The sequence below is a fragment of the Bradyrhizobium sp. CCBAU 11434 genome (assembly GCF_028128895.1).
Lineage (GTDB): Bacteria > Pseudomonadota > Alphaproteobacteria > Rhizobiales > Xanthobacteraceae > Bradyrhizobium > Bradyrhizobium zhengyangense.
The window spans coordinates 17,058-41,518 of sequence record NZ_LBJX01000078.1 but is presented as its reverse complement, the minus strand read 5'-3'; the positions used below and the strand labels follow the sequence as shown (position 1 = coordinate 41,518).

Sequence of the window (24,461 nt, the reverse complement as noted above, 5' to 3'; positions counted from 1 at the left end):
CCTACTTGGCAGACGCCTGCGGCTGCTCGATCTTGGTCTGTTGCGGGTCGATCTTCTGGCCCGGGATCACGCGCAGCAGCCCCGAAATGACCACGCGGTCGTCGGGCTGCAGGCCGCTCTCGATGACGCGCAGGCCATTGTCGGTCGGGCCGATCTGCACCTTGCGCTGTTCGACGACGTTGTCCTTGTTGGCCACCAGCAGATAGCGGCCGCCCTGGTCGCTGCCGAGCGCGGTGTCAGGGACGAGCAGGGCGTTCTTGTCCTGGTCGAAGGGGACGCGGACCCGGACGAAATAGCCGGGGAGCAGCACCCGCTTGTCGTTGGGGACGACGCCGCGCACGGCGAGGGTGCCGGTCGATGTGTTGAGGGTCGGCGCGACATAGTCGAGCCTGCCCTCATGCGGATAGCCGGTCTCGGTCTGGAGGCCGACCTCGATCGGAAATTGCTTGAGGTCGGCGGGGGTCAGTCCGCGGCGTTGCGCCTCGGCGCGAATGCGCAGCACGTCTTGCTCGTTGACGGTGAAGTTGACCCAGATCGGGTCCATGGCAACAATGGTCGCAAGCTGCGTCGGGGAGGAGGCGCCGACGAGCTCCCCGATCGAGACCAGATGCGCGCTGACGATGCCGTCGAAAGGCGCGCTCACTTTAGTGTAGCTGTAGTTGAGCTCCGCGATCCTGGTGTTGGCCTGGGCCTGCTGGAGGTTGGCCTGGGCGTTGTCGCGAGTCGATGTCGAGGTGTCGAGCGTCGCCTGCGAGACTGCCTGGCGCTGCACGAGGTCGACCTGCCGCTTGTAGTCGGCCTCAGCCTGCTTGAGCGAGGCCTGCGCGCCGGCCTCGGCTGCCTGTGCCTGCTCCAGCTTCAGCTTGTAGGTCTCGGGCTCGATCGTGAACAGCTGGGTGCCCTGCTTGACGAAGGTGCCATCGGTGTAGTCGATCGTTTGCAGAAAACCCTGCACGCGCGCGACGAGATCGACGCTCTTGATCGGCGCGGTGTTGCCGGTGGCTTCGACATAGCGCGTGACGGGGCGCTGTATGGGTGTGGCGACGTCCACCTTCGGCGGCGGCGGCGCCACGTAGGCGTTCTTGTCCTCGCAGCCGGCCAACGCAATCACGGCCGCCGAGGCGGCCAGGGCCCGCCCGATATGTCTCCACGCGCGATGAAATCTTGCGGGAAGAGCGGGATTCGCTGAGGTCATTCGGTGGTCCCCGATGATTGTCTGTCGGTGCGGCAGGCTACCAACAAATGCCCGGCCGTGGAACACCATAGCCATGGTAGTCACAGCCCTTGCACTGCAAACAGCGGCGAGGCCTTTGACAGTTCTGCCATGACAAATAGCTTTTCACCGAGCGCATGATCGACCAGAATTATGTCAAAGGCCGCACGCCCAAGCGCGAGGACCGACTTCAGGCAATCGGGCGACACAAGAGGAAACGCGAGGAGACAATGACATGCCAACGCCATTCTGGTCGGCCTGCGCGGTCCTTGCTCTTGCCGCTGTGGTCGCTGTGCCCGCGCTAGCCGATGGCCTGAAAGACGAGATCGCGCCGACCGGCAAGCTGCGGGTCGCGATCGCGATCAGCCCGGCGGGTGGAGCGTTCTGGTCGACCAAGACCGAAGCCGGCTATGCCGGCGTGCCCGTCGATCTCGGCAAGGAGATGGCCGCGCAGCTCGGCGTGCCCGTCGACTACGTCGCATACCAGAATTCCGGACAGATCACCGATGCGGCTGGCAAGGGTGCCTGGGACGTCACCTGGTTGCCGAAAGATCCCGAGCGCGAGATCCGGATGATGTTCGGTCCGATCTACGAGGTCGCGGACGCCACATACATCGTCAAGGTGGGTTCGGCGGTCACCAATTTCGCCACGCTCGACCAACCCGGCATCAAGGTCGCAGCGGTCAACGCGACGACGACGATGCGCGGCGCTGTTGCGCATCTGAAGAATGCGAAGGTCACGGGTTATCAGACCTACGACGAAATCTTCGGCCTTCTGAAGAGCGGCGAGATCGATGCCTTCGCGCTATCGCGCGACCAGCTCAACAAGATGGCGCAAAAGCTCCCGGGGACAAAGGTGCTGGACGAGACGTTCAAGAAGACGGTCACCGCCGTTGCCGTCCCGCTCGGCCATAGCCAGGCTCTGGCGTTCGCCACCAAATTCATGAACGAGGCGGTGACGAACGGCACCCTGCGCAAGGTCTACGATAATAACGGGCTGAAGGACACGCCGATCCGCACCGAATAGGCCCGGCCACATTGGATTTCGACCCGACGCCTCGTTGTTGGACCTTGGATTACAACTGCCAAATCTTTCCTGGTCCCGTCCGCTTTTTTGTCCCAGTTCCTACCCGACGCGTCTCTTGCGTCAAACTGACACAGCTCTGTCACTCGTGATCGTTAGGGTCGCCTGTCACTCCTTCGGGGCACAAAAATGAAAACCAGATTTTTGACGACGGCTGCGATTTTCGCGGCCGCGACGACACTTGCGTGCAGCATTCCGGTGTTCGCCGACGACTTCGACCGGGATCACGATGGCGATCATCGCCATCCGCATCACATCCATACGGAAACGCCGATCAAGCATCTCGTGATCATCTTCAACGAGAACCGCTCCTTCGACCATTATTTCGCGACTTATCCGAATGCGGCCAATCCGTCGGGCTCGATTCCCTTTGTGCCAAAGCCGCATACGCCGAAGGTCAACAACCTCGTCAACGCCAATCTCCTGGTGAACAATCCGAACACCAATCCGGCCAACGGCACCGGCGCAACCGATCCGTTCCGGCTCGATCGCACCCAGGCCAATACGCGCTCGCAGAATCACGCCTATACGCCCGAGCAGCAGGCCGTCGACAACGGCAAGGAAGACCTGTTCCCGAAATTCACCGGCCGCGGCACCGCCGGCGGCGCCGGCGCATTCGGCACCAACGGGCAGGTGATGGGATATTTCGACGGCAACACCACCACGGCTCTCTGGAACTACGCCCAGCATTTCGCCATGAGCGACAATGCCTGGACTGACACGTTTGGCCCGTCGACCCCGGGTGCGCTCGAAGTGGTCGCGGGTCAGACCAACGGTGCCGTGAACATCGTCGGCACGTCGACGCAGACCGTTCCCGATGGTCAGGGCGGCTTGACTCTGATCGGCGATACCGATCCTGGCAACGACGTCTGCTCGAGCACGACCAGCACGGTCCTGATGAATGGCAAGAACATCGGCGATCTGCTCAATGACGAGCACATCAGCTGGGGCAGCTTCATGGGCGGCTTCGATCTGACGCTCAAGAACGCCAACGGTACGACTGGTTGTGCCCGCAGCACCTTGACCACCGTCGTGGGCGCCGCCACTGCGGATTACATCCCGCACCACGCCTGGTTTCAGTACTACAAGTCGACCGCCAACTGGACTCATGCGCGGCCGAGCTCGGTGCACGCGATCGGTCATACCTATGCGGATGACCACAAGACCCTCGATCCGGCCAACCACGCCTACGATCTCGAGGACTTCTATGCTGCGGTGAAGGCGGGTCATCTCCCGGCCGTCTCCTACATCAAGATGCCGGCCTATCAGGACGGTCATGCCGGATATTCCGACCCGCTCGACGAGCAGGCCGGCAATGTCGAGCTGATCAACTTCCTGCAGAAGCAGCCGGAATGGCGGGAGACTGCCGTCATCATCACCTATGACGACTCCGACGGCTGGTACGACCACCAATACCTCACGCCGGAGAGCGCCTCCTATGATCCGACTGCCGATCAGGTCAACGGTCCGGGCCTGTGCGGCCTCGGCTCGGCCAAGCAGCCGGCACCGAACGGCCTCAACGGCAAGCCGGTGAACGGTCGCTGCGGTCCGGGCACCCGCATTCCCTTCATCGTGGTCTCGCCCTACGCCAAGACCAACCACGTGAGCCGCACTTACATCTCGCAGGCTTCCGTCGTGCGGTTCATCGAGGATAACTGGCTGCACGGCAAGCGTCTGGGTGGCGGCTCGTTCGATGCGACCTCGGGATCGATCATGGACCTGTTCGACTTCGATCAGGATCATAGCCACGACTTCCGCACCGACGCGCTGTTCCTCGATCCGACCGCCGGCACGGTCATCGTCAGCCCGCCGGACGAACACCACCACCACTAGTCTGACGGGACGTCAGAATGAACCGCCGCACTTTGTGGCTCCTCGGCGCCGGCCTGCTCTCGCTGGCCGGCGCCGTCATTGCGGCCGAGCCGCATGGAGCGGCCGAGGCGACACCATCGGGCCTCAACCCGAATCCGGTTCATCTCTACCGCCCTCCTGTCGAGCCGCTCTCAGCGATGGCGCAGCTCGGCAAGGCGATTTTCTTCGACGCATCGTTGTCCTCGTCCGGCGCGCTGTCCTGTGCATCCTGCCACAGCCCGGACCACGCTTACGGCCCGCCCAATGACGGTCCGGTGATGCTCGGCGGCGCCAGCCTGTCGCGGCAAGGCGCACGTGCCGTTCCGTCGCTGACCTATCTGGAGCGCCACCCGAATTTCAGCATCGGCCCTGAAAAGGCCGACGACGACAACGTGATGGATCTCGCGGAGATGGCGGCGCTCGGCCAGAGTGCCGTGCGCACGACCAAGACCGCGGGCGGTACCGGCGCGTCGGCGAACATTGTGCCGCAAGGGGGGCTGTTCTGGGACGGTCGCGCCGACACGTTGCAGGAACAGGCGCTGTTCCCGCTGCTCGATCCAAACGAGATGGACGGCGGCAGTGCCGAGATCGTGGCCGACAAGCTGTGCAGCGCGCCTTACGCCCAGCGCTTCGTCGAGTTGTTCGGCGCCGGCGTGATGAGAAATCAGCGGCTGCTGATTGCGGAGGCGATGTTCGCCGTCGCGCGCTATCAGGTGGAAGAGCAGAGCTTCCATCCGTACAGCAGCAAGTATGATGACTGGCTCGAGGGCAAGACGCGGCTCTCTGAGAGTGAGTTGCGTGGCCTGCAATTGTTCAACGATCCCGACAAGGCGAATTGTGCCGGTTGCCACACCTCGGCGCCGTCCCGCGATGGCCTGCCGCCGCTCTTCACCGATCACCAATACGAGGTGCTCGGCGCGCCGCGCAATGCCGCGCTGGCCGGCAACGGGGATCCCGGCTATTTCGACCTCGGTGTCTGCGGCCCGCATCGCACCGATATGGCCGAGCAGACGCAATATTGCGGCATGTTCCTGACGCCGACGTTGCGCAACACCGCGACACGTCACGCCTTCTTCCATAATGGCGTCTTCAAGACACTCGAGCAGGTGCTCGATTTCTACAATTTCCGCGACACAAATCCGGAGAAGGTATTTCCGCGCGCTGCCGACGGCACAGTGCGGAAATATGATGACCTGCCTGAAAGATATCACGCCAATGTCGATGTCACCGATCCGCCCTTCGATCGCCATCTCGGCGACAAGCCGGCGATGACAGAGCAGGACGAGGCCGACATCATCGCGTTCCTGAAAACGCTGACGGACGGCTACAAGGCGGAGAACTAGCGCTCTTCCCGATGGCGCGACTATAATCCCGGTGATCTCGCCGCCCAAGCCTTGGTGGCCTGGCAGCTTTCCATTGCTCGGGCGTAGGCAGGGCGTGCCGTCGTGCGGGCGAGATAGTCCCGCTCGACCGGATCGGGGACGTAGTTGCCCGTTCGCAGGCCGAGCAGGAGGGCGTAGCTCACCGAGATATCGGCCGCAGTGAATCGGTCGCCGGCCAGATAGGGGCAATCTGCGAGGCGGCGGATGACCAACCTCAGCCGGGTCTCGAAGGTTTCGGCTGCCCAGCGGGTCACCCGGACATTTCGCTCGGCTTCGGGCGCCAGGTTGCGACCGACAAGGACTGTATTCATCGGCCCGGCGAGCCCGGCCTCGCCCATATGGAGAAATTGCAGATAGGCCGCGAAGGCGGGATCATCAGGGGCGACGGCAAGCGAAGCCGAGCCGTGGCGGGCGAGCAGATATTCAAGAATCGCAATCGATTCGACCATGATCGTCTCGCCGTCCTGCAGTGCAGGAATGAAGCCGGCGGGGTTGATGGCGAGGAAATCGCGATCGTTCTCGACGGCGAGCAGATCGACCGGGCGCAGCCGATAAGCCAATCCTAGTTCCTCAAGCAGCCAAACAACACGGAAGCCACGACCTTCGCCATAGACGGTGAGCATGGTTGAACGTTCCTGGATTGGGCTGGATATACTAGCTCGCAGACGACCTAGCGGGGTCTGATCTCCGCATATTTCACCATAGCCTTGTCGAACTTCCGCTTGAACAGCCACATCGCGCCCAAGATCTCGCGGAAGCTGGCCGAGCTTCGCGCCCGGTCGACCTTGCCGAAGGCGAAGATGCTGTTGTTGCGTAAGTGTTTCATGATGGTGGAATTGGACACCCTATAGTTCAACAGGTCGCCCGACTTCAGTGCGGACCGCGTCGGTGTCGGGATGATCTGGATCAGCTCGAACAGCTTCATCTGCTCGATCGGATCGGGCAGCGTCTTCACGATCGCTGGGATTTCGGCAAATAGCTCCGCATGCGCGTTCATGAGGCCGTTGCGGACGTTGGTCCAATGATTGAAACGGCGGTCGGTGCCGCGGGATCGCGCCTCTTCCTTGTCGTCGCGCGCGTTCAATGCGGGATCGGCGGCCGCGATCGTGCCCTTGATCGCCTCCCATTTGCGCTGGCCGTTGCGGTCCTCGGACGGGCCGGTCTGCAGGCTTCCCATATATGTGTTCGAGCGTGCGTTGCGGACGTTTTGCTTGCCGTTGGTCTCGGCATAGAAGAGCCCCAGGCTGATGCGGCCCGCGGCCTCGGCGTCAGCGGGTGCGAGCCCTTTGGCGCGTGCAATCGCGGCGCCGAGATCAACGACGTCCTTGAACGGTGTCGGCGAATTCTGAGCGCTCGCGGGTGGCGCCTCCATGATCTCGAAGACGTCGGCATATTCGTCGACCAGCGGCTCGATCGCGGCGTCGAAATAGGCCGGGGGGATCCCGAACTTGTTCGGCTTGCCGATCCGCGACGGCATGGCGTCGGTCAGATCCTTATAGGTGCTGATGACCGCGACGCGCGCAAGATAGAGCGCCTGGCCCGGCAGGTTCGGCAGTGGCTGCTTCGTCTCGATCTGGTGGCGCCGCTCGGCCAGGATCGACTTGAAATCGCCGAGCGCGTGCTCGTAGGCGGCGAGCGCCTCCGACTGCGCCGGCGTCGGTGCTTGCGCCTGGCTCGCGATGGGTGTCGCGAGGATCAGCCCAAGCACCGCCACGGCTGTCGCGGCGTGACATTGTCGTCCCATGGCGGGTTCCCATGCGCAGGAGATTCGTCGGCCATGGGATCGTAAACGTCAAACCCGCGATCTGGCGAGCCCGCAAATCGGGCCCTCCGATCTCATCCCGCCGCCCGGTACTCCGGCGCTGACGTCAGGAATTTGGCATAGGCATCAGCGTCGGGCGGCTGGAAGTGTCCCTTGAGCCCGCCGCGCTTCTGCGTCTTTGCCCCGATGTCGGCCATCAGCTCGTCGAAATGGCGGTAGTGATAGGGCGCAACGCACAGGCCGCCATAGACGGCGGCGGCCGGCCGCTCCACGCGCTTGAAGTGCAGCATCATCTCGATGTTGTCGCGCATCTCTCGCTCCGTCGGCTGCCGCGCCAGTTGCCCGTCGGCATAGCGCACCAGCCAGTTGGCGGCGAGATCGGCACACAGCACGGTGCAGAACGACGAATTGAAGCCGACGAAGCCGAGGTCGGGCAAATCGGGGTTGGCGATCAGGCGATAGAGCCGATACTGCCCATCCGCATCGACCAGCTTCTGCTGATAGGCCTCGGGGAGGAAGGGCACGCCGAGCTTGTAGCCGATCGCGAGCACGGCGACATCGGCACCGATGCGCTCGCCGCCGCTCATCACGATGTTGTCGCCGTCATAATGATCGAACGTGCCGAACACCGCCTTGATCCGGCCATCGGCGACCATTGGGTAGAAGCCCGGCGTTGCGATCGGCACCGAGCAGTTGACGCCATCCTCGATCCGTTCTTTCGGCACCATCTTGCACTTGTTCAGCTTGAGCTGCGCCTTCAACAGGCTCTCGAGCCCGCGCCAGTTCGCCCAGATCAGCGGGGCGGCGAGACGGTACCCGAGCCGTGACATCGCACCGATGCCCCAGCCCGGAAACATCTCCTCCTGCGCGCGGATGTAGAGGATGCGCTTGAAGTTCACGAGCCCGCCGATGAAATAGGGGATGCGCCAGACCGGCTCGCGCATCACGATGGTGACCTCGCGCGCGCCTGATTTCACCGCGTTCACGGCAATGTCGGTCGCCGATTTCGAGCCGCCGAGCACGACGACGCGGCGGCCTTTCGCCAGCGCGGGATCGCCGTATTTCGACGAGTGCAGGATTTTCCCGCCCCGTGCCAGAAAGCCGTCCTCGCCCGGGCAATGCAGTTCGCGCGGCTCGTTGAACTGCCCGGTGCAAACAGCGATGAAATCGAAGTCCTCGCTGGTGGCAGCGGCATCCTTGCCCGATAGCGCGAGCGTCCAACCCGGTCGGCCGTCGGCGCGCCGCGCCATGCCGGAAACCGACGTATTGACGCGCAGCATGCGGTCGAGACCGAAGCTTTTCGCATAGTCGGCGAGATAAGCATGGACCTGCGGCCCGGTCGGCCATTCCGGATAGGCTTCCGGCATGGCGCGATCGGTGTAGCGGTAGAGATCCTTGGGGCTTTGCGTCTGCACCTCCGGATAGGAGCGCGCCGGCTCCCAGACGCCGCCGAGATCGGCACTGCGTTCGACGATGATGACGCGGTGGCCGCGGGCTGAGAAGGCTTTCGCTGTGGCGAGGCCGGAGACGCCGGCGCCGATCACGCAGACATGCTTGGGGCTGACCATGGGATGGCTCGCAATCGATGTGTTTTGCGCGCGAGCAACTTCGTTCGGCCGCAAGGTGTGGCCGGCGGAGCTGCAAGCAGATGAAAGCGGACGTGAAGGCGGGCGCCTAGTCGTTGGCCTCGGGCGGCAGGAAGTCGACCTCGTGTAGCGCCGAGATGCGCACGACCTCGGCCGGGTCAGTCAGATTGTGGAGCTGGTTGAACAGCGCCTCCAGCTTCTGCATCGGCGAGACCCAGAACAGCGCGCGACACGGCTTGTCGGACTTGTTGAAATAGCCGTGCGGGATGCCGCGGGGCATGCGCACGAGGTCGCCGGCATGGGCCTTGACCCAGACGCCGTCGAGCTTGAGGTCGAGCGTGCCTTCCTGCACCAGGATGAATTCGTCCTGGGTCGGGTGGATGTGCACCGGCACGAACTGGCCGGGATCGCTGTTGGTTTCGAAGGCGAAGGTGGAGTCGGTGACGGCCTTGGGGAAGTAGACCTGGCCAAGGATGTTCCAGGTTTTCCCGCCATAGCCCGTGCCGTTCGCGGTAATGCCCTTTTCGAGTGCAGTCATGGCTCGCCTCCTGTTGGATACCGGCAAGGGTGGAGCTTCAGCCACGCGCAGGCACCTGTCTATCCGCTAAACGAATCCGGCACGGCTGTTGCCATGCAGCACGACGATTTTGCGACACGGCCCTTTTCGCACCCCGGGAACTATTATAGGCTTAAAGCAATTCCGCGACGCGAAGCGTGGTCGATGATGTCCGCAGCCGTGCTGGAAATGAGCGCCAGGCCACCCGCAACCGAACGGCTTGCGGCCTTCGCCCGCGTCACCACTGATGATGTCGATGAAGCGGCCGAGCAGATCGGTCGCATCTTCTGCCCGCATGATCTGAAGCCGGCGCAAGCCCGCGCTTCCGGATTTTCGGCCCGGCACAATTGCGCCGCGTTCGACGGCTTTTCCATCAACTACGTGGCCTATGGTGGGACCGTCAGCATCGATCCCGGCTGTCTCGATCGCTTCTTCCTTGTCCAGATCCCGCTCACGGGAAGCGCCCATATTCATGCTGGTGCCAGCGGATTCGACGCCGCGCCTGGCAAGACTGCCTCGCTGCTGTCGCCGACCATCGCGACGCAGATGACGTGGCGTGACTGTGCGCAAGCGATCTTGCTGCTCGATCGCCGCATGGTGGAGCAGCGTGCCGCGGCGCTGTCGGGCAGGGCGGCCGCTGCGGTCGAGTTCGATCCCGTGATCGACCTGGGCGGGCCCTCGGGCCGCCATCTGCAAGCCAGCCTGGCCGAGCTGATGATGCTTGCCGAACGGCTGGGGCCGTCCGGCAGGCTTTCACCGCTGGCGATGGCTGATTGGCGCGAGCTGCTGCTCGATCATCTGCTCAATGGCCAGCGGCATGGCCTGTCGGATTCGATCACAACGTTCTCGGGTCAAGCCGAGCGTCTGCCGCGCGCGCTTCGCGCTGCGCGGGACTATCTTGCGGACAATGCCGGCGAGCCGCTCGATCTTGCGCAGCTGGCCTGTGTGTCCGGCATCGGCATCCGTGCGCTTCAACTCGGCTTCCGCCGTCACTTCGGGATGTCGATCTCGGAGATGCTGCTCGATATCAGGCTCGCCGGTCTTCACACCCGGCTCGCGCAGGCGTCGCCGGATGCATCCATCACCGACATCGCCTTCGATCTCGGCTTCACCCATCTCGGCCGCATGGCCGGAGCCTATCGCGAAAAATTCGGCGAGACTCCGTCGGCAAGGCTGCGGCGGCGGATGAGCTAGCGAGAGGTGCCGGGTGATCTATTTTCGTGATCGCGTGGCGCTGTCTTCGGCGGCCTGCCTGCGCAAGAACCCCTCGACGTCAGCCTGCACCGAATAAGGTGTCGGGATCGCATCGCCCACGGCATCGACGGCGGTGTCGAGCGAGCGGCGCAGCATGCGTGCGAGCTCGGCCTTGCGGTAGGGCTTTGTCAGGAGTGGCGCGCCCGTGGTGGCGCTTCCCGGCGCGTGCTGGGCCTCCTGGGCATAGCCTGAGGTGAACAGCACCCGCAGCGAGGGCCGTGCAGCCACCATCTGGTCCGCGAGCTCGCGACCGTTGATGCCGCCGGCCATCACGATGTCGGTGAACAGCAGGTCGAACGGCGTGCCGCTGGCCGCAATTGCAAGGGCTTCGGTCGCGCTGGCGGCGGGAATGACCTTGTAGCCCAGGCTTTCGAGCTGGACAGTGACGTATTGGCGGACGTCGCGGTCGTCCTCGACGCAGAGAATGGTCTCCGTTCCGCCCACGACCTTGCGCGCGTCATAGCTTGCGGGACGCAATGCGCTGGTCTCTGCCTTCGGCAGATAGATCGTGAAGGTCGTGCCGCGGCCTTCCTCGGATTTGACCTTGATGCCGCCACCGGACTGCTTGACGAAGCCGAACACCATGCTGAGCCCGAGACCGGTGCCTTTGCCGACCTCCTTGGTCGAGAAGAACGGATCGAAGATCCGCTCGACGTGCGCCTGCGAAATCCCCGTGCCGGTATCGGTGATCTCGATCTCGACATAGTCGCCGGCGTAGCCGGCGCCGACCGCAACGGCCTCGCGCACGCCGAACACCACATTGCGCGTCGTCAGCGTCAGGCGGCCACCCTCCGGCATCGCATCGCCGGCGTTGATCGCGAGATTGAGCAGCGCCGCGCTGAGCTGCCCGCGGTCGGCGTAGGCGAGCCAGATATTGCCGTCGAGCTTCCTGATGATCTCGATCTTCTTGTCGAACGTCGCCAGCAGCAGCTTGGAGAGCTCTTCGAGCAAATCGTTGACGTCGATCTCGGCCGGCTGCAGCGCCTGCTTGCGCGCAAACGACAGCAGGCTCGAGGTCAGCGCGGCGCCGCGGTCGGCGGCCTCGCTGATCAGCTTGGTGATGGTGGCGAGCGGCGGATTGTCCTTCACGGCCTCGGCCAGGATCTCGATCGTGCCCGTGATGACAGTGAGCATGTTGTTGAACTCGTGCGCGATGCCGCCGGTGAGCTGGCCGACCGCCTCCATCTTCTGGGACTGGATCAGCTGCTCCTCGGCTGCGCGCCTCTGCGTCACGTCCTTGACGAAAACGTTGATGACGGTGCGGTCGCCAATGCGGAGCGCGGTGCTCGACGCCTCGATCAGGATCTCGTCGCCGGTCCGGTGCAGGATGGTCGCCTCGAAACGAATGCCGATCGGCGTATCGGACAGTTCCGGCAGGATGCGCATCATGCGCTGCCGGAACCCGGCGCGGAGCGGCTCGGCGACGAGCAACTCGACGACGTCGGCGCCGAGGGCTTCCGTCCGCGACCAGCCGGTCAGGGCCTCGGCCTGCAGGCTCCACTCCAGGACAATGCCGGTTTCGTCGGTCTGCACGAAGGCGTCGAGCGCGGTCCTGATGACGGCTTGCGTCATCTGCGCGCTGTCCGCGCGCGCCTGTGCCTGCTCGGCCAGTTGGTCGGTGTCGCTTTTCTGCTGTGACTTCGCGATGCTGCGCGCGCAGATGTGCGCGAGCAGCACCGCAACGGCGCCGCTCGCAAGCAGGGCAATAATCTGAGCAGCGCCGAAGCCGTTGCCGGCCATCGCATGCGCCACGAAGAGAGCCACGGCGGTCACGACGGCCTGCGCGGCCATCGCAAGAGTCAGAAGCCCCCGGAGTTTCATGCTCTCACACCACCGACGTCTGCCGCGGACCCCCAAGGGGCCGCCACCGGGCCTGCCAAGGGGTCTCCAAGTCCGCCCTGTCAAAGGAGTCCGACTCCCTGTGAGCTACAGACTCCCTGCGGCGGCGTCGAGGGCATTTTCCGGCGGTATGGGGCGCGGGCCTGCTTCAGCCGGCCGGGGGATCGGTCTGGCGTAGCGTCGTGACCCAGATCACGCGCGCCGCCTGCTGGGTCGGGTTGTCGAACATGTGCGGCACGACGCTCGGAAAGCGAAAGCTGTCGCCGGCTTCCAGCACATGGGCCTGGTTGTCGAGCCAGAGCCGCAGGCTGCCGGAGAGGACGTAGCCCGCCTTCTCGCCGATATGCTGGAGGAAGTCGGTCCCTGAGGAGGCGCCGGGATTGAGCGTGAGCTCGTAGAGCTCCATCTGACCCTTGCCTTCCGGCGTCAGCGCCTCCTTGACGACGCCGCTCGCGGTGAGGCGCAGCAGGCGGCGGTTGTTCTTGCGCACGATGTAGCGCTGCACATCAGCGGGATCGCTGGTCTCGAAGAAATAGGAGATCGGCACGTCGAGCGCGATCGAGAGCAGGCGCAGCGTGCGGATCGAGGGCATCGCGCGTGCGCGTTCGAGCTGGCTGATCATGCCATTGGAGAGACCGGTCTTGTTGGCGACGTCCTGGATCGAGAGACCGGCGCGCTGGCGCAGCAGCCGCACGGTCTCGCCGAGACGCGCATCGATCGCATCATCGGTCCCGACCGCCGGGGCGTCCTTCGGGCGATCAGTTTCGCCGCGACCATCCATGTCGCTCTCTCCAAGCATTCCCGCGCTGCCGGCATGGCCGGCTGCGATGTGAAAAGGTCGCGCATCCTAGCAATGCGATTGACAGCTGTATTTAGTCATGATGAAATTTTAGCTGAAAAATTTAGAAGCACTAAAGCCCACTCCTGTCCCTTGCCGGGGTCTGGGGCGCGGGAGAGGTGCCGCGTGCGGGAACGGAGACTGGTCATGGCAGACAGCACCGGCAAGTTCGGCGTTGGCGGATTGCATCATCTCGGCCTTGCAAATCGCCGGCAATTCTTCCAGCTCAGCGTAGGCGCCGCGGCGGGATGGACGCTGTCAGGCAGCGCCTTTGCGCAGACCGAACGCCCGGGCACTCCGCCGGACAAGCCGCGCGGGCAGGTGATCGCCGCGCTGTCGCAGGAACCGACCGTCTTTCATCCCCTGATGCCCGGCATCGAAGTCGACCAGGGCGTCTGGTGGCAGGTTTTCTCGCCGCTCTGGTTCATCGATCCCGACGGCAAGTTCGTGCCCGACCTCGCGCGCGAAGTCCCGACGGTCGAGAATGGCGGCCTTTCGGCCGATGGCCTGACCTGGAAGATCAAGCTGCGCAAGAACGTGAAATGGCACGACGGCACGGTCTTCACGGCCGACGACGTCAAGTTCTCGCTCGACCTGATCAACAATCCCGACTTCCGTGTTCGCAACCGTGTCGGCCACAGCCTCGTCAAGGACGTCACGATCATCGCGCCTGACGAGATCCACTGGCGAATGGAAGCTCCCTATTCGCCCTACATGTCGATCCTGTCGCTCACCTTCATCGTGCCCAAGCACATCCTGGAGAAGGTGCCCGATCCGAATTCGTCGCCGTTCCACAACGCGCCCGTCGGCACCGGGCCGTTCCGCTGGGGCGAGCGCGTGCCCGGCGACCACATTCAGGTCAACGCCTATGCCGGCTATCACGGCAAAGGGCCTTACGTCGAACGCGTGGTCTTCAAGTACATTCCTAGCCTGACTGTCCTCTATACCCAGTTCCGCACCGGCCAGGTCGATTACACCGGCCTGCAGGGCATCCTGCCGAACTTCGTGCAGGAGGCGAAAGCGCTGAAAGCGAGCAAGATCTTCGTCTCGTCGACGTCGTCAGTGGAGCACATCGCGCCCAATCTGGAGTTCGGTCCCTTCGCCGACCACGCGGTGCGCGAGGCGCTCTATCTCGCCATCAACAAGCAGGCGATCATCGATGCGCTGAACTACGGCCTGCCGATGCCGACCGAGAGTTTCGTGCCGCAGGAGGCCTGGTCGTTCCAGCAGGGCCTGCCGCAGCATAAATACGATCCGGCCAAGGCCAATGCGTTGCTCGATGCGGCAGGCTGGGTGCGCGGCTCCGGCGGCGTCCGCGAGAAGGGCGGCGTGAAGCTCGAATTCACCAATTCGACCACATCAGGCAATGCCGTGCGCGAGCAGACCCAGCAGCTCCTGATCCAGGACTGGCGCGCGATCGGCGCCAGCATGCGCGTCAACAACATGCCGGCCGCCGTGATCTGGGGCGATTTCTGGCAGCAGTCGAAGTTCAACTCGGTGATCGTCGGCGTGAACTTCATGCTGGGCAGCGATCCCGATGTGACGCCGCGGTTCGGCTCCGGTGCGATTCCGGCCAAGGGCGGCCGTGGTTACAACACCTACCAATACCAGAGCGCTGAGGCTGATCGTCTTCTTGCCGAGGGCGCCAGGCAGTTCGATCTCGAACAGCGCAAGAAGACCTATGGCGACCTGCAGAAGCTGATCCGTAACGACCTTGCGATCCTGCCGCTGTTCCAGGGCTTCATCGCCGAGGGCGTGAAGGAGGGGCTGCAAGGCTTCCGTCCCAACATCAACACGTCGACCAATTGCTGGAACATCCGCGAATGGTACTGGGCCTGACGCCTCAGGCTGGCTGGATCGCCTGAGATGGCCCGTTACGTCCTCAACCGGCTGGCGCAGGCAGTGATGCTGCTGGTGATCGTCTCCGCGATCGGCTTCGCTCTGCTGCATCTGGCGCCGGGCGGTCCGCTGTCGCAATTCGCAGCCTCCGCGCAGATGACGCAGGAGGATCTCGACCGCGTCTCCAAGCAGCTCGGGCTCGATCGCCCGCTGCCGATCCAGTATCTCGACTGGTTCCTCCGCATGCTCAGGGGCGATTGGGGCAAGTCCTATCGCGACGGCGAGGCGGTGCTGTCGGTGATCTCCTCCCATCTCGGCGCGACGCTGGAGCTGATGGTCACGGCGACGATTGTCGCCGTGCTACTCGGCTGCTGGATCGGGATATTGGGCGCGCTCCGGCGCTACTCGCTGTTCGATTCGCTCGCGACTGTCGGCGCCATGATCGCGCTGTCGATCCCGACTTTCTGGTTCGGTCTCGTCACCATCTACGTCTTCTCGGTGACTCTTGGCTGGCTGCCGGCGGGCAATCGCGAGACCGTCGGCGATGGCTCTTTCCTCGACCTGCTGCATCATCTGATCGCGCCGGCGTTGGTGCTGGGACTGGTCGAGACCGCGATGTGGGGCCGCTTCATGCGCTCCTCCATGCTCGAGGTGATCAACCAGGATTACATCCGCACCGCGCGCGCCAAGGGCATGCCGGAATGGCGCATCCTCACCGTCCACGCCTTGCGCAACGCGCTGCTGCCGATGATCACGGTCGCGGGCCTGCAATTCCCGACGCTGCTCGGCGGCGCGCTGGTGGCCGAGACCGTGTTCACCTGGCCTGGCATGGGCCGGCTGTTCCTGGATTCCATCGGCTATCGCGATTATCCCGTGGTGATGGGCATCCTGATGTTCTCGGCGATCATGGTGCTGATCGGCTCGCTGATTGCCGACATCCTCTATGCCGTGGTCGATCCGCGCATCCGGGTGGGCTGAAGCGATGGCGACTGCAGTCTTGTCCACCGCTCATCCCACACCCGGCCAGGGCGCGTGGCGACGCTTCTGCCGGCACCGGCTCGCGCTGGCAGGCGCGGTGACCATTCTGGTGCTCGTCCTCGGCTCGGCGTTCGGCCCCTATCTGCTGCCGTTCGATGACACCTATATCGACATCTTGAAGCGGTTTGCGCCGCCGCTCTCGGGCGCGCACATCCTCGGTACTGACGAACTCGGCCGCGACGTGCTGGCGCGGTTGATGATGGGCGCACGTGTCTCGCTGTCGATCGGCTTGGTCGCGATGGTGATCGCGATGGTGGTCGGCATCGTCGTCGGCGCCTTTGCCGGCTTCTATGGTGGCGTGGTCGGCGCGGTCTTGATGCGGCTGGTCGACGCCGTGCTGTGTTTTCCGACCATCTTCCTGCTGCTGGCGCTGGCGGCGCTTACCGAGCCCGGTTTCGTCACCACCACCGTGCTGATCGCGGCAACCGCCTGGATGTGGGTGGCACGGGTCGTCGAGGCCCAGGTGCGCTCGCTGCGGGAGCGCGAGTTCGCGGTGGCCGCGCTCGCCTTCGGCTCGTCGAACCTGCGGATCATGTTCCGCGAGCTCGTGCCCAATGCGATGGCGCCAATCCTGGTGGCTGCGACGCTCAACGTCGCCAAGGCGATCCTGCTGGAATCCTATCTCAGCTATCTCGGCTACGGCATTCAGCCGCCGGCCGCGAGCCTCGGCAACATGCTCAACAATGCGCAGATCTATCTCACCAGCGCGCCTTGGCTTGCGATCGCGCCCGGTGTCGTCATCACGCTGGCGGTGACGAGCTTCAACTTCCTCGGTGACGGCCTGCGCGATGCGCTCGATCCGCGGATGAATATCTCATGACGAAAAGACACGAACCGACGCCCAGGAGTGCATCATGTCCCCGCCGCTCAACCGTATAAACAGCGACGAACGCCTGCCGCCGCAGGCTGATGTCGTCGTCATCGGCGGCGGCGTTATCGGCGTTTCTGCGGCTTATCATTTGGCCAAGAAGGGCCTGTCGGTCGCATTGGTCGAGAAGGGGCATGTCGGCGGCGAGCAGTCGAGCCGCAATTGGGGCTGGTGCCGCCAGCAGGGCCGCGCGCGCGAGGAAATTCCGCTCGCACGCGAAGCGCTGCGGCTGTGGGAAGACATGCAGAACGACGCCGGCGTCGACGCCGGCTTCCGCCGCACAGGTGTGCTGTTCCTGACCAAGAACAAGGACGAACTTGCAAGCTGGGAGCGCTGGGCCGCGGTCGCACGCGAGATGCAGGTGCACTCCACCGTGCTGACGCCGGCAGAAGTGGCCGCGCGCATGCCCGGGAATACCGACACATGGGTCGGCGGTTTGCACACACCGAGCGACGGCCGCGCCGAGCCGTCGATGGCGGTGCCTGCGCTGGCCACCGCCGCGCGCAAGCATGGCGTCACAATTCACCAGGGCTGCGCCGCGCGCGGGCTGGAGACGACAGGCGGAAAGGTCAGCGCCGTCGTCACCGAGAAGGGCACGATCAAAGCGCGCGCCGTGCTGCTGTCGGGCGGCGCGTGGTCGTCGCTGTTCTGCCGCCGCCACGGCATCGAGCTGCCGATCGGTCTCGTTAACGCCACGGCATGCCGGACCACGCCGGCGCCGGAGATCACGTCCGGCGCGCTGGGCACCGATCTCTATTGCATCCGCCGCCGCCTCGACGGCGGGTTCACGCTGGCCCTGCGCAACCGTGGCACGGTTGAGCTGTCGCCCGATCTGTTCCGCTACGCGCGCACTTTCTGGCCGACCTATCAGCATCGCAAAGGCGGGCTGAAGCTGTCGTTCGGCAAGTCGTTCCTCGACCAGATCATGCGCGGCACCAGCTGGAGCTTTGACAAGCCGTCGCCGTTCGAGACCGAACGCGTGCGCGATCCCGCGCCCGACATCTCGCTGGTCAATGCGGCCCTGGCCTCGCTGATCAAGGCCAATCCGGAATTGAAGGACATCGAGATTGCGGAGGCCTGGGGCGGCACCATTGACTGCACGCCGGATACGATCCCGGTGATCTCGCCGGTGGACGCGTTGCCCGGCTTCTTCCTCGCCACCGGCTTCTCCGGCCATGGTTTTGGCATCGGGCCCGCGGCCGGCAAGCTCGCCGCCGACATTGTCACCAATGCGACGCCGCTGGTCGATCCCGCCGCCTACAGCCACAAGCGCATGATCGACGGCCGGCGGCTCGCGCCAGTCAGCCCGTTCTGAGGCCCGCATGACGGTTCTCTACAAGGCCAATCTGGTGCGCGGCGCGGAGTGGGCGCGCCTCTTCGTGCAGCGCGCGCCCGATGTGCCGTTCCGGCTCTGGCCCGATATCGGCGATCCCAACGATATCCGCTATCTCGTGGCATGGGTGCCGCCCGATAATATCGCGACGACGTTTCCCAATCTCGAGCTGGTGTTCTCGGTCGGCGCGGGCGTCGACCAGTTCGACATCAAAAAGGTTCCGGCACACATTCCGCTGGTTCGCATGCTGGAGCCCGGCATCGCCGAGACCATGGTGGAGTACGTCACCATGGCCGTGCTCGGCTTGCATCGCGATCTCCTGCACTTCATCAACCAGCAGAAGGAGCAGGTCTGGCGCGAGATCCGGATTACGCCGGCCAAGCGCCGGCGCGTCGGTGTGATGGGGCTCGGCCAGCTGGGGCAGGCCGTGCTCGAGCGCCTTAGGGCGTTCGGCTTTCCGCTGCTCGGCTGGAATCGTTCGCCGCGCCAGATCGACGGCGTCACCTGCTATTCGGGTGTGGATTCGCTGCCGGAGTTTCTCGCGCAGGCCGACATTCTCGTCTGCCTGCTGCCACTAACTGACGAGACCCGCGGCATCCTCAACGCCGATTTGTTCGCGCGCCTGCCGCGGGGCGCCTGCCTCGTCAATGTCGGGCGCGGCCCGCATCTTGTCGAGGCTGACTTCCTCGCCGCACTCGACAGCGGCGTGCTGTCCGGCGCCGTCCTCGACGTCACCGATCCCGAACCCCTGCCGACGGGGCATCCGTTCTGGAGCCATCCGCGTATCCTGCTGACGCCGCACAATGCCAGCATGACGAGCCCGGATTCCGCTGTCGATTTCGTGCTCGACGTCATAGCGCGCCACCGCCGCGGCGAAGCGCTGCCGGGGCTGGTCGACCGTAGCCGCGGTTACTAGGGATTCGCATGAGCATCGGTGCAACGAGATCTGATCGAGTCGTCGCGGACGCACAGACGCCGGTGCTGTCGGTCGCGGGCCTGACCACGTCGTTCCTGCGCGAGCGGGAATGGATCCCGGTCGTCCGCAGCGTCTCCTTCGACATCGCGCCGCGCGAGACCGTGGCAATCGTCGGCGAGTCAGGCTCCGGCAAGAGCGTCACCGCGCTCTCGATCATGCGGCTCATTCCCAAAGAGAGCGGCCGCATCGAGGGCCGCATCGCGCTTGCCGGCCGCGATCTGCTGACACTCCCTGAAACGAGCATGAAGGACATCCGCGGCAATGACGTCGCGATGATCTTCCAGGAGCCGATGATGAGTCTCAATCCGGTGCTCACCATCGGTTTCCAGATCGCGGAGGCGTTGATCCAGCATCGCGGCTTGTCGCGTGCTGCGGCCGAGGCCGAGACCATCCGCTTGCTCGATCGCGTCCGCATTCCTGCGGCAAAGTCGCGTTTCCACGAGCATCCGCACCGCTTCTCCGGCGGCATGCGCCAGCGCGTCATGATCGCGATGGCGCTTGCCTGCAAGCCCAGGCTTCTGATCGCGGACGAGCCGACCACCGCGCTCGACGTCACCATCCAGGCCCAGATCCTGGAATTGTTGAAGGAGCTTCAGCAGGAGGAGGGGATGTCGATCCTCTTCATTACCCACGACATGGGCGTGGTCGCTGAGATCGCCGACCGCACAGTCGTGATGTATGGCGGGCAGGCCGTGGAGACGGATGCGACCGCGCGCATCTTTGCCGCGCCCTCGCATCCCTACACCCGCGCGCTGCTCGCGGCCGTGCCGCGGCTCGGTTCGATGGACGGGCGTCCGCGGCCGATGCGCTTCCCCATCGTCGACAAGGTCACGGGCACCTCGGACGAGCCGGCTGAAACACCCGATACCGTCTCGACCGCGGAACGTCCGTTGCTGGAGGTGTCAAACCTCACCACGCGCTTTCCGATCCGCTCAGGCCTGTTCGGCAAGGTCTCGGGCCGGGTCCATGCGGTCGAGAATATCTCCTTCACTTTACGTGCCGGCGAAACGCTGGCGCTGGTTGGCGAGTCCGGTTGCGGCAAGTCGACCACCGGCCGCTCCATTCTCAAGCTCACCGAGCCCGACAGCGGCACCGTTCTGATCGACGGCCAGGACGTGCTCGCCATGAGTGGCCGCACATTGCGCGATTTCCGCAAGCACATGCAGATCGTGTTTCAGGATCCTTTCGCCAGCCTCAATCCGCGCATGTCGGTGGGCACGGCGATTGCCGCGCCGCTGCTGGCCAACGGCCTCGCCACGGCCCCGCAAGCGCGCGACAAGGTTGCGGACCTGCTCGTGCGTGTTGGCCTCTCCGCCGATATGGCCGCGCGCTTTCCGCACGAATTCTCCGGCGGCCAGCGCCAGCGCATCTGCATCGCACGCGCGCTCGCGCTCGGACCGAAACTGATCGTCGCGGACGAGGCGGTCTCCGCGCTCGACGTCTCGGTCAAGGCGCAGGTCGTGAACTTGATGCTCGATCTCCAGGCCAGCATGGGCCTCGCCTATCTCTTCATTTCCCACGACATCGCCGTGGTCGAGCGCATGAGCCACCGCGTTGCCGTGATGTATCTCGGCGAGATCGTCGAGATCGGTCCGCGCGCGTCCGTGTTCGGCGATCCGCAGCATCCCTATACGAAGAAGCTGATGGCCGCCGTCCCTGTCCCTGATCCGTCCCGCCGCGGAAGCAAGCGCGAGGTCGCCAACGACGAGATCAGGAGCCCGGTGCGCGCGCCGGACTACCAGCCGCCGGCCCGGCAATACCGCGAGGTCTCACCCGGCCATGTCGTGCAGGTCTGGGGCGAGGAATGGTCGGCGTAGCTTCGAAGGCTTTTCGAGAACGCACGACGATGACGTGCCTACACGTTCCTGCCGCTGCTGTTCGTGATACCTTCTGGGCAGATCGCGCTGAATTCACAATGAATTCACCGCAAAGCGATTGAGCGTGACCGCCTGCTAGCTGGACCGCGGGCGGTCGATCTTGATAATGCATCGACGCGCAGAGGCTGGCGAAGACACGCCTTCCGCGGGTGGATTTTCTGAGATGACACAAGCTGGCGTCTACGGGCAGAGGCTCGGGCGTGGCCTTCATGTGAGGGACGCGCCGGTGCTTGTCACGCGTTCGCTGCGCAGCGCAGCACTCGCGGTCACGGAGGTGCGCAACGACGCCCCGGTGCCGAAATTTTCGGGCTCGCTGCCTGCGGAAGATGCCTATCTCGTCAGCCTGAAGATCCGCGATTACCCGGATTGCGAATGCTGGGAGAATGGTCGCTTCGTCACCAAGGCGAATGTCCGTGCAGGTGCCACCTATCTCTATGACCTCAAACGCGATCCGCGCTATGTGATCGACAAGCCATTTCACTCGCTGTTCTTCTATCTGCCGCGCTCCGCGCTCAATGACATAGCAACGCAGCCCGGCGCATCGCGCGTTGAAGAGCTCAACTACAGCCCCGGTGTCGGCCATGATGATGAGGTTGTCCGCCATATCGGCGCAACCTTGCTGGCGGGTTTCCGCCGGCCTGACGAGCCCAATCAGCTTTTCGTCGATCACATGTTGCTCGCGTTTACCGCGCATGTCGGTCTGACTTATGGTGGGCTGAAGCCTGTCGTCGAGCCCGGCCGGGGCGGCCTCGCGCCATGGCAGGTGAAGCGCGCATGCGAGCGGCTCGACTCCGATCTCTCAGGCGGCCTCATGCTGCAGCAGATTGCGGCGGAGCTCGGTCTTTCAGTCAGTCACTTCTCGCGCGCCTTCCGGATCTCCACCGGCCTGCCGCCGCACCAATGGCTGCTGCGCCAGCGCGTGGAGGCCGCCAAGCAGATGATGGCGGTTCGCGGCCTTCCGTTGTCCGAGATCGCGATCTCGGCGGGCTTTGCCAATCAAAGCCATTTCACGCGGGTTTTCTCGCAAATGGTCGGCGTCAGCCCGGGCGCGTGGCGCCGCGAGACGTCTGGCGGGCCGGCGACGGAGGCCTGATCAGCGCATTTGTCGGCGAGCCGATAGCGCGGCCAGGCGCCTCACGCATTCACGTGCACGAAATCCCGCAGCAGCGGATAGATCTCGTTGTTCCAGCGCTTGCCGGAGAATACGCCGTAATGGCCGACGCCGGCCTGCATGTGGTGGACGCGGCGATAGGCGCGCACGCCGGTGCAGAGGTCTTGCGCGGCAAGCGTCTGGCCGATCGAGCAGATGTCGTCCCTCTCGCCCTCGACCGTCATCAGACCCATGCGGCTGACGGCCCTGGTGTCGACGGGGCGGCCGCGATGCATCAGCTTGCCCAGTGGCAGCAGGTGCTCCTGGAATACGTCGCGCACGGTCTCGATGTAGAATTCGGCCGGCAGATCCATCACCGCGAAATATTCGTCGTAGAAGGTCTTGATGGTCGCAGCCTTCTCCTTCTCGCCCTTGGCAATGTGGTTGGCGAGATCCATGTGCTGCTTGATGTGTCGCTCGAGATTCATCGAGACGAAGGCCGTGAGCTGCACGAAGCCGGGATAGACTTTGCGGAACGCACCGCGGCACTGCACCGGCACGTAGTTGATCAAGTTGCGCTCGAACCATTCGATCGGCTTGCTCTTGGCGAACTCGTTGACCTTGGTCGGCTGGATCCGCGTGTCGATCGGCCCCGCCATCAGCGTCAGCGTCGCGGGGCGCGAGGGATGGTTGCCCTCGCACATGATCGCCGCGGCCGCGAGCGCCGAGACCGACGGCTGACAGATCGCCACCATGTGCGGCCGCGGGCCGAGCTGCCCCAGGAAGTCGATCAGATGCTCGGTGTAGTCGTCGAGCCCGAAACGACCCTCGCTGCGCGGGATGTCGCGCGGATTGTGCCAATCGGTGATATAGACATCGTGGTCCTGCAGCAGCGTCTTCACCGTGCCGCGCAAGAGCGTGGCGAAATGGCCGGACATCGGCGCCACCAGCAGCATGCGCGGCTGCTCGCTCACGCCGTCCTTCTTGAAATGCAGCAGCGAGCCGAACGGCGTGGCGTAGGCGATCTCCTCGGTCACGCCGACCTCGCGATTGCCCATCGTGACACTGTTGATGCCGTAAGCCGGGCGGTCATAGGTGAGGGTGGAGCGCGAGATCAGCTCCAGCGCCGCGGAGAGCCGGCCGACCACCTGGTCCGACATGCCCTGCGGTACCAGATGGAGGAATTTGAGCGCGGAGGAGGCGCCCGCCCGCAACGGTGCCGTCAAATCCATCTGGTTCTGAAAAGCCTGATAATACATCGACATCATACTGAAGCGCCCGCCTATCCGCTGCCGCCATGCAATATCGGAGCCAGACGAGAGCGGCCCGTCCTTGGAATTGGCACGTCGCTTGCTGCGCACTTGGTCGGAAACGTGAGGGAAGGGCCCTATGGCGAAGGCGACACTGACCATCAGCAGCAAGAACTACTCGTCCTGGTCGCTGCGTGGCTGGCTGCTGGCGAAGTTCTCCGGGCTCGATTTCGAGGAGATCATCACCGCGCCTGATGACGCGTCGGCGCGCGCCGAAATCCTGTTGCTGTCGTCCTCGATCCTAGTGCCCTGCCTGCGGCACGAGGGCGCGACGGTCTGGGATACGCTCGCCATCGCCGAATATCTCAACGAGGTGATGCCGTCAGCCGGGCTGCTGCCTGATGATCGCGTCCAGCGTGCGCATTGCCGCTCGATCTCAGGCGAAATCCATTCCGGCTTCACCACGCTGCGCGCCTCGCTGCCGGTGAACCTGAAGGGGCACTTCCCCGGTTTCAAGATCTGGTCGCGCGCACAGGCCGACATCGACCGGGTCTGGTTCATCTGGCGCGATTGCCTGGAGAAGTCGGGCGGCCCGTTCCTGTTCGGCGACAAGCGCACCATGGCCGATGCGATGTACGCTCCCGTGGTGACGCGCTTCGTCACCTACGACGTCAAGCTCGACCCGCTTCTGAAGACCTATGCCGACACCATCATGGGCATGCCCGAGATGAAGGAATGGATCGCGGCCGCCAAGGACGAGCCGGCCGAGATCGAGGAGCTCGAGGTCGAATATTAGGCAGGCGCCGTCAGGCCTTGCCTGTTTCC

Annotated in this window: 20 protein-coding genes; 12 read left to right on the top strand and 8 right to left on the bottom strand. The window is 64.3% G+C overall.

Going from position 1 to position 24,461, the window contains the following annotated elements; genetic code table 11:
- Position 1: 1 nt before the first annotated feature.
- The gene (locus XI06_RS16840) at positions 2–1,195 is read right to left on the bottom strand and encodes an efflux RND transporter periplasmic adaptor subunit (RefSeq protein ID WP_271605917.1); all 1,194 of its coding nucleotides are present in this window, start codon (positions 1,193–1,195) and stop codon (positions 2–4) included.
- A gap of 253 nt (positions 1,196–1,448) precedes the next feature.
- Between XI06_RS16840 and XI06_RS16835 the strand changes: the two genes are divergently transcribed.
- From XI06_RS16835 to XI06_RS16825, 3 genes are all read left to right on the top strand, one after another.
- Positions 1,449–2,240, top strand: a complete 792-nt coding sequence (locus XI06_RS16835; protein ID WP_271605916.1) for an ABC transporter substrate-binding protein — start codon at positions 1,449–1,451, stop codon at positions 2,238–2,240.
- Between the two features lie 186 nt (positions 2,241–2,426).
- Positions 2,427–4,130: a phospholipase C gene (locus XI06_RS16830; protein ID WP_271605915.1), complete on the top strand. Its 1,704-nt coding sequence runs from the start codon at positions 2,427–2,429 to the stop codon at positions 4,128–4,130.
- 17 nt (positions 4,131–4,147) lie between these two features.
- The gene (locus tag XI06_RS16825; RefSeq protein ID WP_271605914.1) at positions 4,148–5,491 is read left to right on the top strand and encodes a cytochrome-c peroxidase; all 1,344 of its coding nucleotides are present in this window, start codon (positions 4,148–4,150) and stop codon (positions 5,489–5,491) included.
- 20 nt (positions 5,492–5,511) lie between these two features.
- Here XI06_RS16825 and XI06_RS16820 read toward each other — a convergent pair whose 3' ends face one another.
- From XI06_RS16820 to XI06_RS16805, 4 genes are all read right to left on the bottom strand, one after another.
- The gene (locus XI06_RS16820; protein WP_271605913.1) at positions 5,512–6,153 is read right to left on the bottom strand and encodes a glutathione S-transferase family protein; all 642 of its coding nucleotides are present in this window, start codon (positions 6,151–6,153) and stop codon (positions 5,512–5,514) included.
- Between the two features lie 47 nt (positions 6,154–6,200).
- Positions 6,201–7,274 (bottom strand): hypothetical protein, encoded by a 1,074-nt coding sequence (locus XI06_RS16815; protein WP_271605912.1) that lies wholly within the window; start codon positions 7,272–7,274, stop codon positions 6,201–6,203.
- 92 nt (positions 7,275–7,366) lie between these two features.
- Positions 7,367–8,860 (bottom strand): flavin-containing monooxygenase, encoded by a 1,494-nt coding sequence (locus tag XI06_RS16810; protein ID WP_271605911.1) that lies wholly within the window; start codon positions 8,858–8,860, stop codon positions 7,367–7,369.
- Positions 8,861–8,966: 106 nt separating this feature from the next.
- Entirely contained in the window at positions 8,967–9,416 is a 450-nt protein-coding gene (locus XI06_RS16805) for a cupin domain-containing protein (protein WP_194479904.1), read from the bottom strand.
- Between the two features lie 186 nt (positions 9,417–9,602).
- Here XI06_RS16805 and XI06_RS16800 point away from each other — a divergent pair, with 186 nt between their 5' ends.
- On the top strand, positions 9,603–10,628 hold the full coding sequence (locus XI06_RS16800; RefSeq protein WP_237865938.1) for an AraC family transcriptional regulator: 1,026 nt from the start codon (positions 9,603–9,605) through the stop codon (positions 10,626–10,628).
- 18 nt (positions 10,629–10,646) lie between these two features.
- Here the strand turns inward: XI06_RS16800 and XI06_RS16795 are convergent, their stop codons facing one another.
- Complete coding sequence (locus XI06_RS16795; RefSeq protein ID WP_271605910.1) at positions 10,647–12,509, bottom strand: ATP-binding protein; 1,863 nt, start codon at positions 12,507–12,509, stop codon at positions 10,647–10,649.
- Between the two features lie 166 nt (positions 12,510–12,675).
- Positions 12,676–13,308 carry a helix-turn-helix domain-containing protein gene (locus tag XI06_RS16790; RefSeq protein WP_237865815.1) on the bottom strand — a complete coding sequence of 211 codons (633 nt, stop codon included), beginning with the start codon at positions 13,306–13,308 and terminating at the stop codon, positions 12,676–12,678.
- A gap of 204 nt (positions 13,309–13,512) precedes the next feature.
- On the opposite strand from XI06_RS16790, the gene XI06_RS16785 reads away from it, so the two are divergent.
- The 7 genes from XI06_RS16785 to XI06_RS16755 all read left to right on the top strand — a co-directional run bounded on the left by XI06_RS16785 (position 13,513) and on the right by XI06_RS16755 (position 22,389).
- On the top strand, positions 13,513–15,204 hold the full coding sequence (locus XI06_RS16785; RefSeq protein WP_271605909.1) for a peptide ABC transporter substrate-binding protein: 1,692 nt from the start codon (positions 13,513–13,515) through the stop codon (positions 15,202–15,204).
- 27 nt (positions 15,205–15,231) lie between these two features.
- A complete protein-coding gene (locus XI06_RS16780; protein ID WP_237871423.1) occupies positions 15,232–16,182 on the top strand; it encodes an ABC transporter permease in 951 nt (316 codons plus the stop codon).
- Positions 16,183–16,186: 4 nt separating this feature from the next.
- On the top strand, positions 16,187–17,062 hold the full coding sequence (locus XI06_RS16775; RefSeq protein ID WP_237865818.1) for an ABC transporter permease: 876 nt from the start codon (positions 16,187–16,189) through the stop codon (positions 17,060–17,062).
- A 34-nt stretch (positions 17,063–17,096) separates the two neighbouring features.
- Complete coding sequence (locus XI06_RS16770) at positions 17,097–18,425, top strand: NAD(P)/FAD-dependent oxidoreductase (RefSeq protein ID WP_237865819.1); 1,329 nt, start codon at positions 17,097–17,099, stop codon at positions 18,423–18,425.
- Positions 18,426–18,432: 7 nt separating this feature from the next.
- Complete coding sequence (locus tag XI06_RS16765; protein WP_237865820.1) at positions 18,433–19,359, top strand: 2-hydroxyacid dehydrogenase; 927 nt, start codon at positions 18,433–18,435, stop codon at positions 19,357–19,359.
- A gap of 8 nt (positions 19,360–19,367) precedes the next feature.
- Positions 19,368–21,236, top strand: coding sequence for an ABC transporter ATP-binding protein (locus XI06_RS16760; protein WP_237865821.1), 1,869 nt, complete (start codon positions 19,368–19,370; stop codon positions 21,234–21,236).
- A 223-nt stretch (positions 21,237–21,459) separates the two neighbouring features.
- Positions 21,460–22,389, top strand: a complete 930-nt coding sequence (locus tag XI06_RS16755; protein ID WP_237865822.1) for a helix-turn-helix domain-containing protein — start codon at positions 21,460–21,462, stop codon at positions 22,387–22,389.
- A 41-nt stretch (positions 22,390–22,430) separates the two neighbouring features.
- On the opposite strand, the gene XI06_RS16750 is transcribed toward XI06_RS16755, so the two are convergent.
- Positions 22,431–23,654: a polyhydroxyalkanoate depolymerase gene (locus tag XI06_RS16750; protein ID WP_237865823.1), complete on the bottom strand. Its 1,224-nt coding sequence runs from the start codon at positions 23,652–23,654 to the stop codon at positions 22,431–22,433.
- A gap of 121 nt (positions 23,655–23,775) precedes the next feature.
- On the opposite strand from XI06_RS16750, the gene XI06_RS16745 reads away from it, so the two are divergent.
- Positions 23,776–24,432: a glutathione S-transferase family protein gene (locus XI06_RS16745; protein ID WP_237865824.1), complete on the top strand. Its 657-nt coding sequence runs from the start codon at positions 23,776–23,778 to the stop codon at positions 24,430–24,432.
- Positions 24,433–24,461: the final 29 nt, after the last annotated feature.

Bases quoted from the DNA above. Each gene is read 5' to 3' on its own strand.
- XI06_RS16760 (WP_237865821.1), top strand. From the start codon at position 19,368: ATGAGCATCGGTGCAACGAGATCTGATCGAGTCGTCGCGGACGCACAG.
- XI06_RS16810 (WP_271605911.1), bottom strand. From the start codon at position 8,860: ATGGTCAGCCCCAAGCATGTCTGCGTGATCGGCGCCGGCGTCTCCGGC.
- XI06_RS16815 (WP_271605912.1), bottom strand. From the start codon at position 7,274: ATGGGACGACAATGTCACGCCGCGACAGCCGTGGCGGTGCTTGGGCTG.
- XI06_RS16765 (WP_237865820.1), top strand. From the start codon at position 18,433: ATGACGGTTCTCTACAAGGCCAATCTGGTGCGCGGCGCGGAGTGGGCG.
- XI06_RS16830 (WP_271605915.1), top strand. From the start codon at position 2,427: ATGAAAACCAGATTTTTGACGACGGCTGCGATTTTCGCGGCCGCGACG.
- XI06_RS16825 (WP_271605914.1), top strand. From the start codon at position 4,148: ATGAACCGCCGCACTTTGTGGCTCCTCGGCGCCGGCCTGCTCTCGCTG.
- XI06_RS16755 (WP_237865822.1), top strand. From the start codon at position 21,460: ATGACACAAGCTGGCGTCTACGGGCAGAGGCTCGGGCGTGGCCTTCAT.
- XI06_RS16780 (WP_237871423.1), top strand. From the start codon at position 15,232: ATGGCCCGTTACGTCCTCAACCGGCTGGCGCAGGCAGTGATGCTGCTG.
- XI06_RS16770 (WP_237865819.1), top strand. From the start codon at position 17,097: ATGTCCCCGCCGCTCAACCGTATAAACAGCGACGAACGCCTGCCGCCG.
- XI06_RS16790 (WP_237865815.1), bottom strand. From the start codon at position 13,308: ATGGATGGTCGCGGCGAAACTGATCGCCCGAAGGACGCCCCGGCGGTC.
- XI06_RS16800 (WP_237865938.1), top strand. From the start codon at position 9,603: ATGTCCGCAGCCGTGCTGGAAATGAGCGCCAGGCCACCCGCAACCGAA.
- XI06_RS16835 (WP_271605916.1), top strand. From the start codon at position 1,449: ATGCCAACGCCATTCTGGTCGGCCTGCGCGGTCCTTGCTCTTGCCGCT.
- XI06_RS16795 (WP_271605910.1), bottom strand. From the start codon at position 12,509: ATGAAACTCCGGGGGCTTCTGACTCTTGCGATGGCCGCGCAGGCCGTC.
- XI06_RS16805 (WP_194479904.1), bottom strand. From the start codon at position 9,416: ATGACTGCACTCGAAAAGGGCATTACCGCGAACGGCACGGGCTATGGC.
- XI06_RS16745 (WP_237865824.1), top strand. From the start codon at position 23,776: ATGGCGAAGGCGACACTGACCATCAGCAGCAAGAACTACTCGTCCTGG.
- XI06_RS16750 (WP_237865823.1), bottom strand. From the start codon at position 23,654: ATGATGTCGATGTATTATCAGGCTTTTCAGAACCAGATGGATTTGACG.
- XI06_RS16840 (WP_271605917.1), bottom strand. From the start codon at position 1,195: ATGACCTCAGCGAATCCCGCTCTTCCCGCAAGATTTCATCGCGCGTGG.
- XI06_RS16820 (WP_271605913.1), bottom strand. From the start codon at position 6,153: ATGCTCACCGTCTATGGCGAAGGTCGTGGCTTCCGTGTTGTTTGGCTG.
- XI06_RS16785 (WP_271605909.1), top strand. From the start codon at position 13,513: ATGGCAGACAGCACCGGCAAGTTCGGCGTTGGCGGATTGCATCATCTC.
- XI06_RS16775 (WP_237865818.1), top strand. From the start codon at position 16,187: ATGGCGACTGCAGTCTTGTCCACCGCTCATCCCACACCCGGCCAGGGC.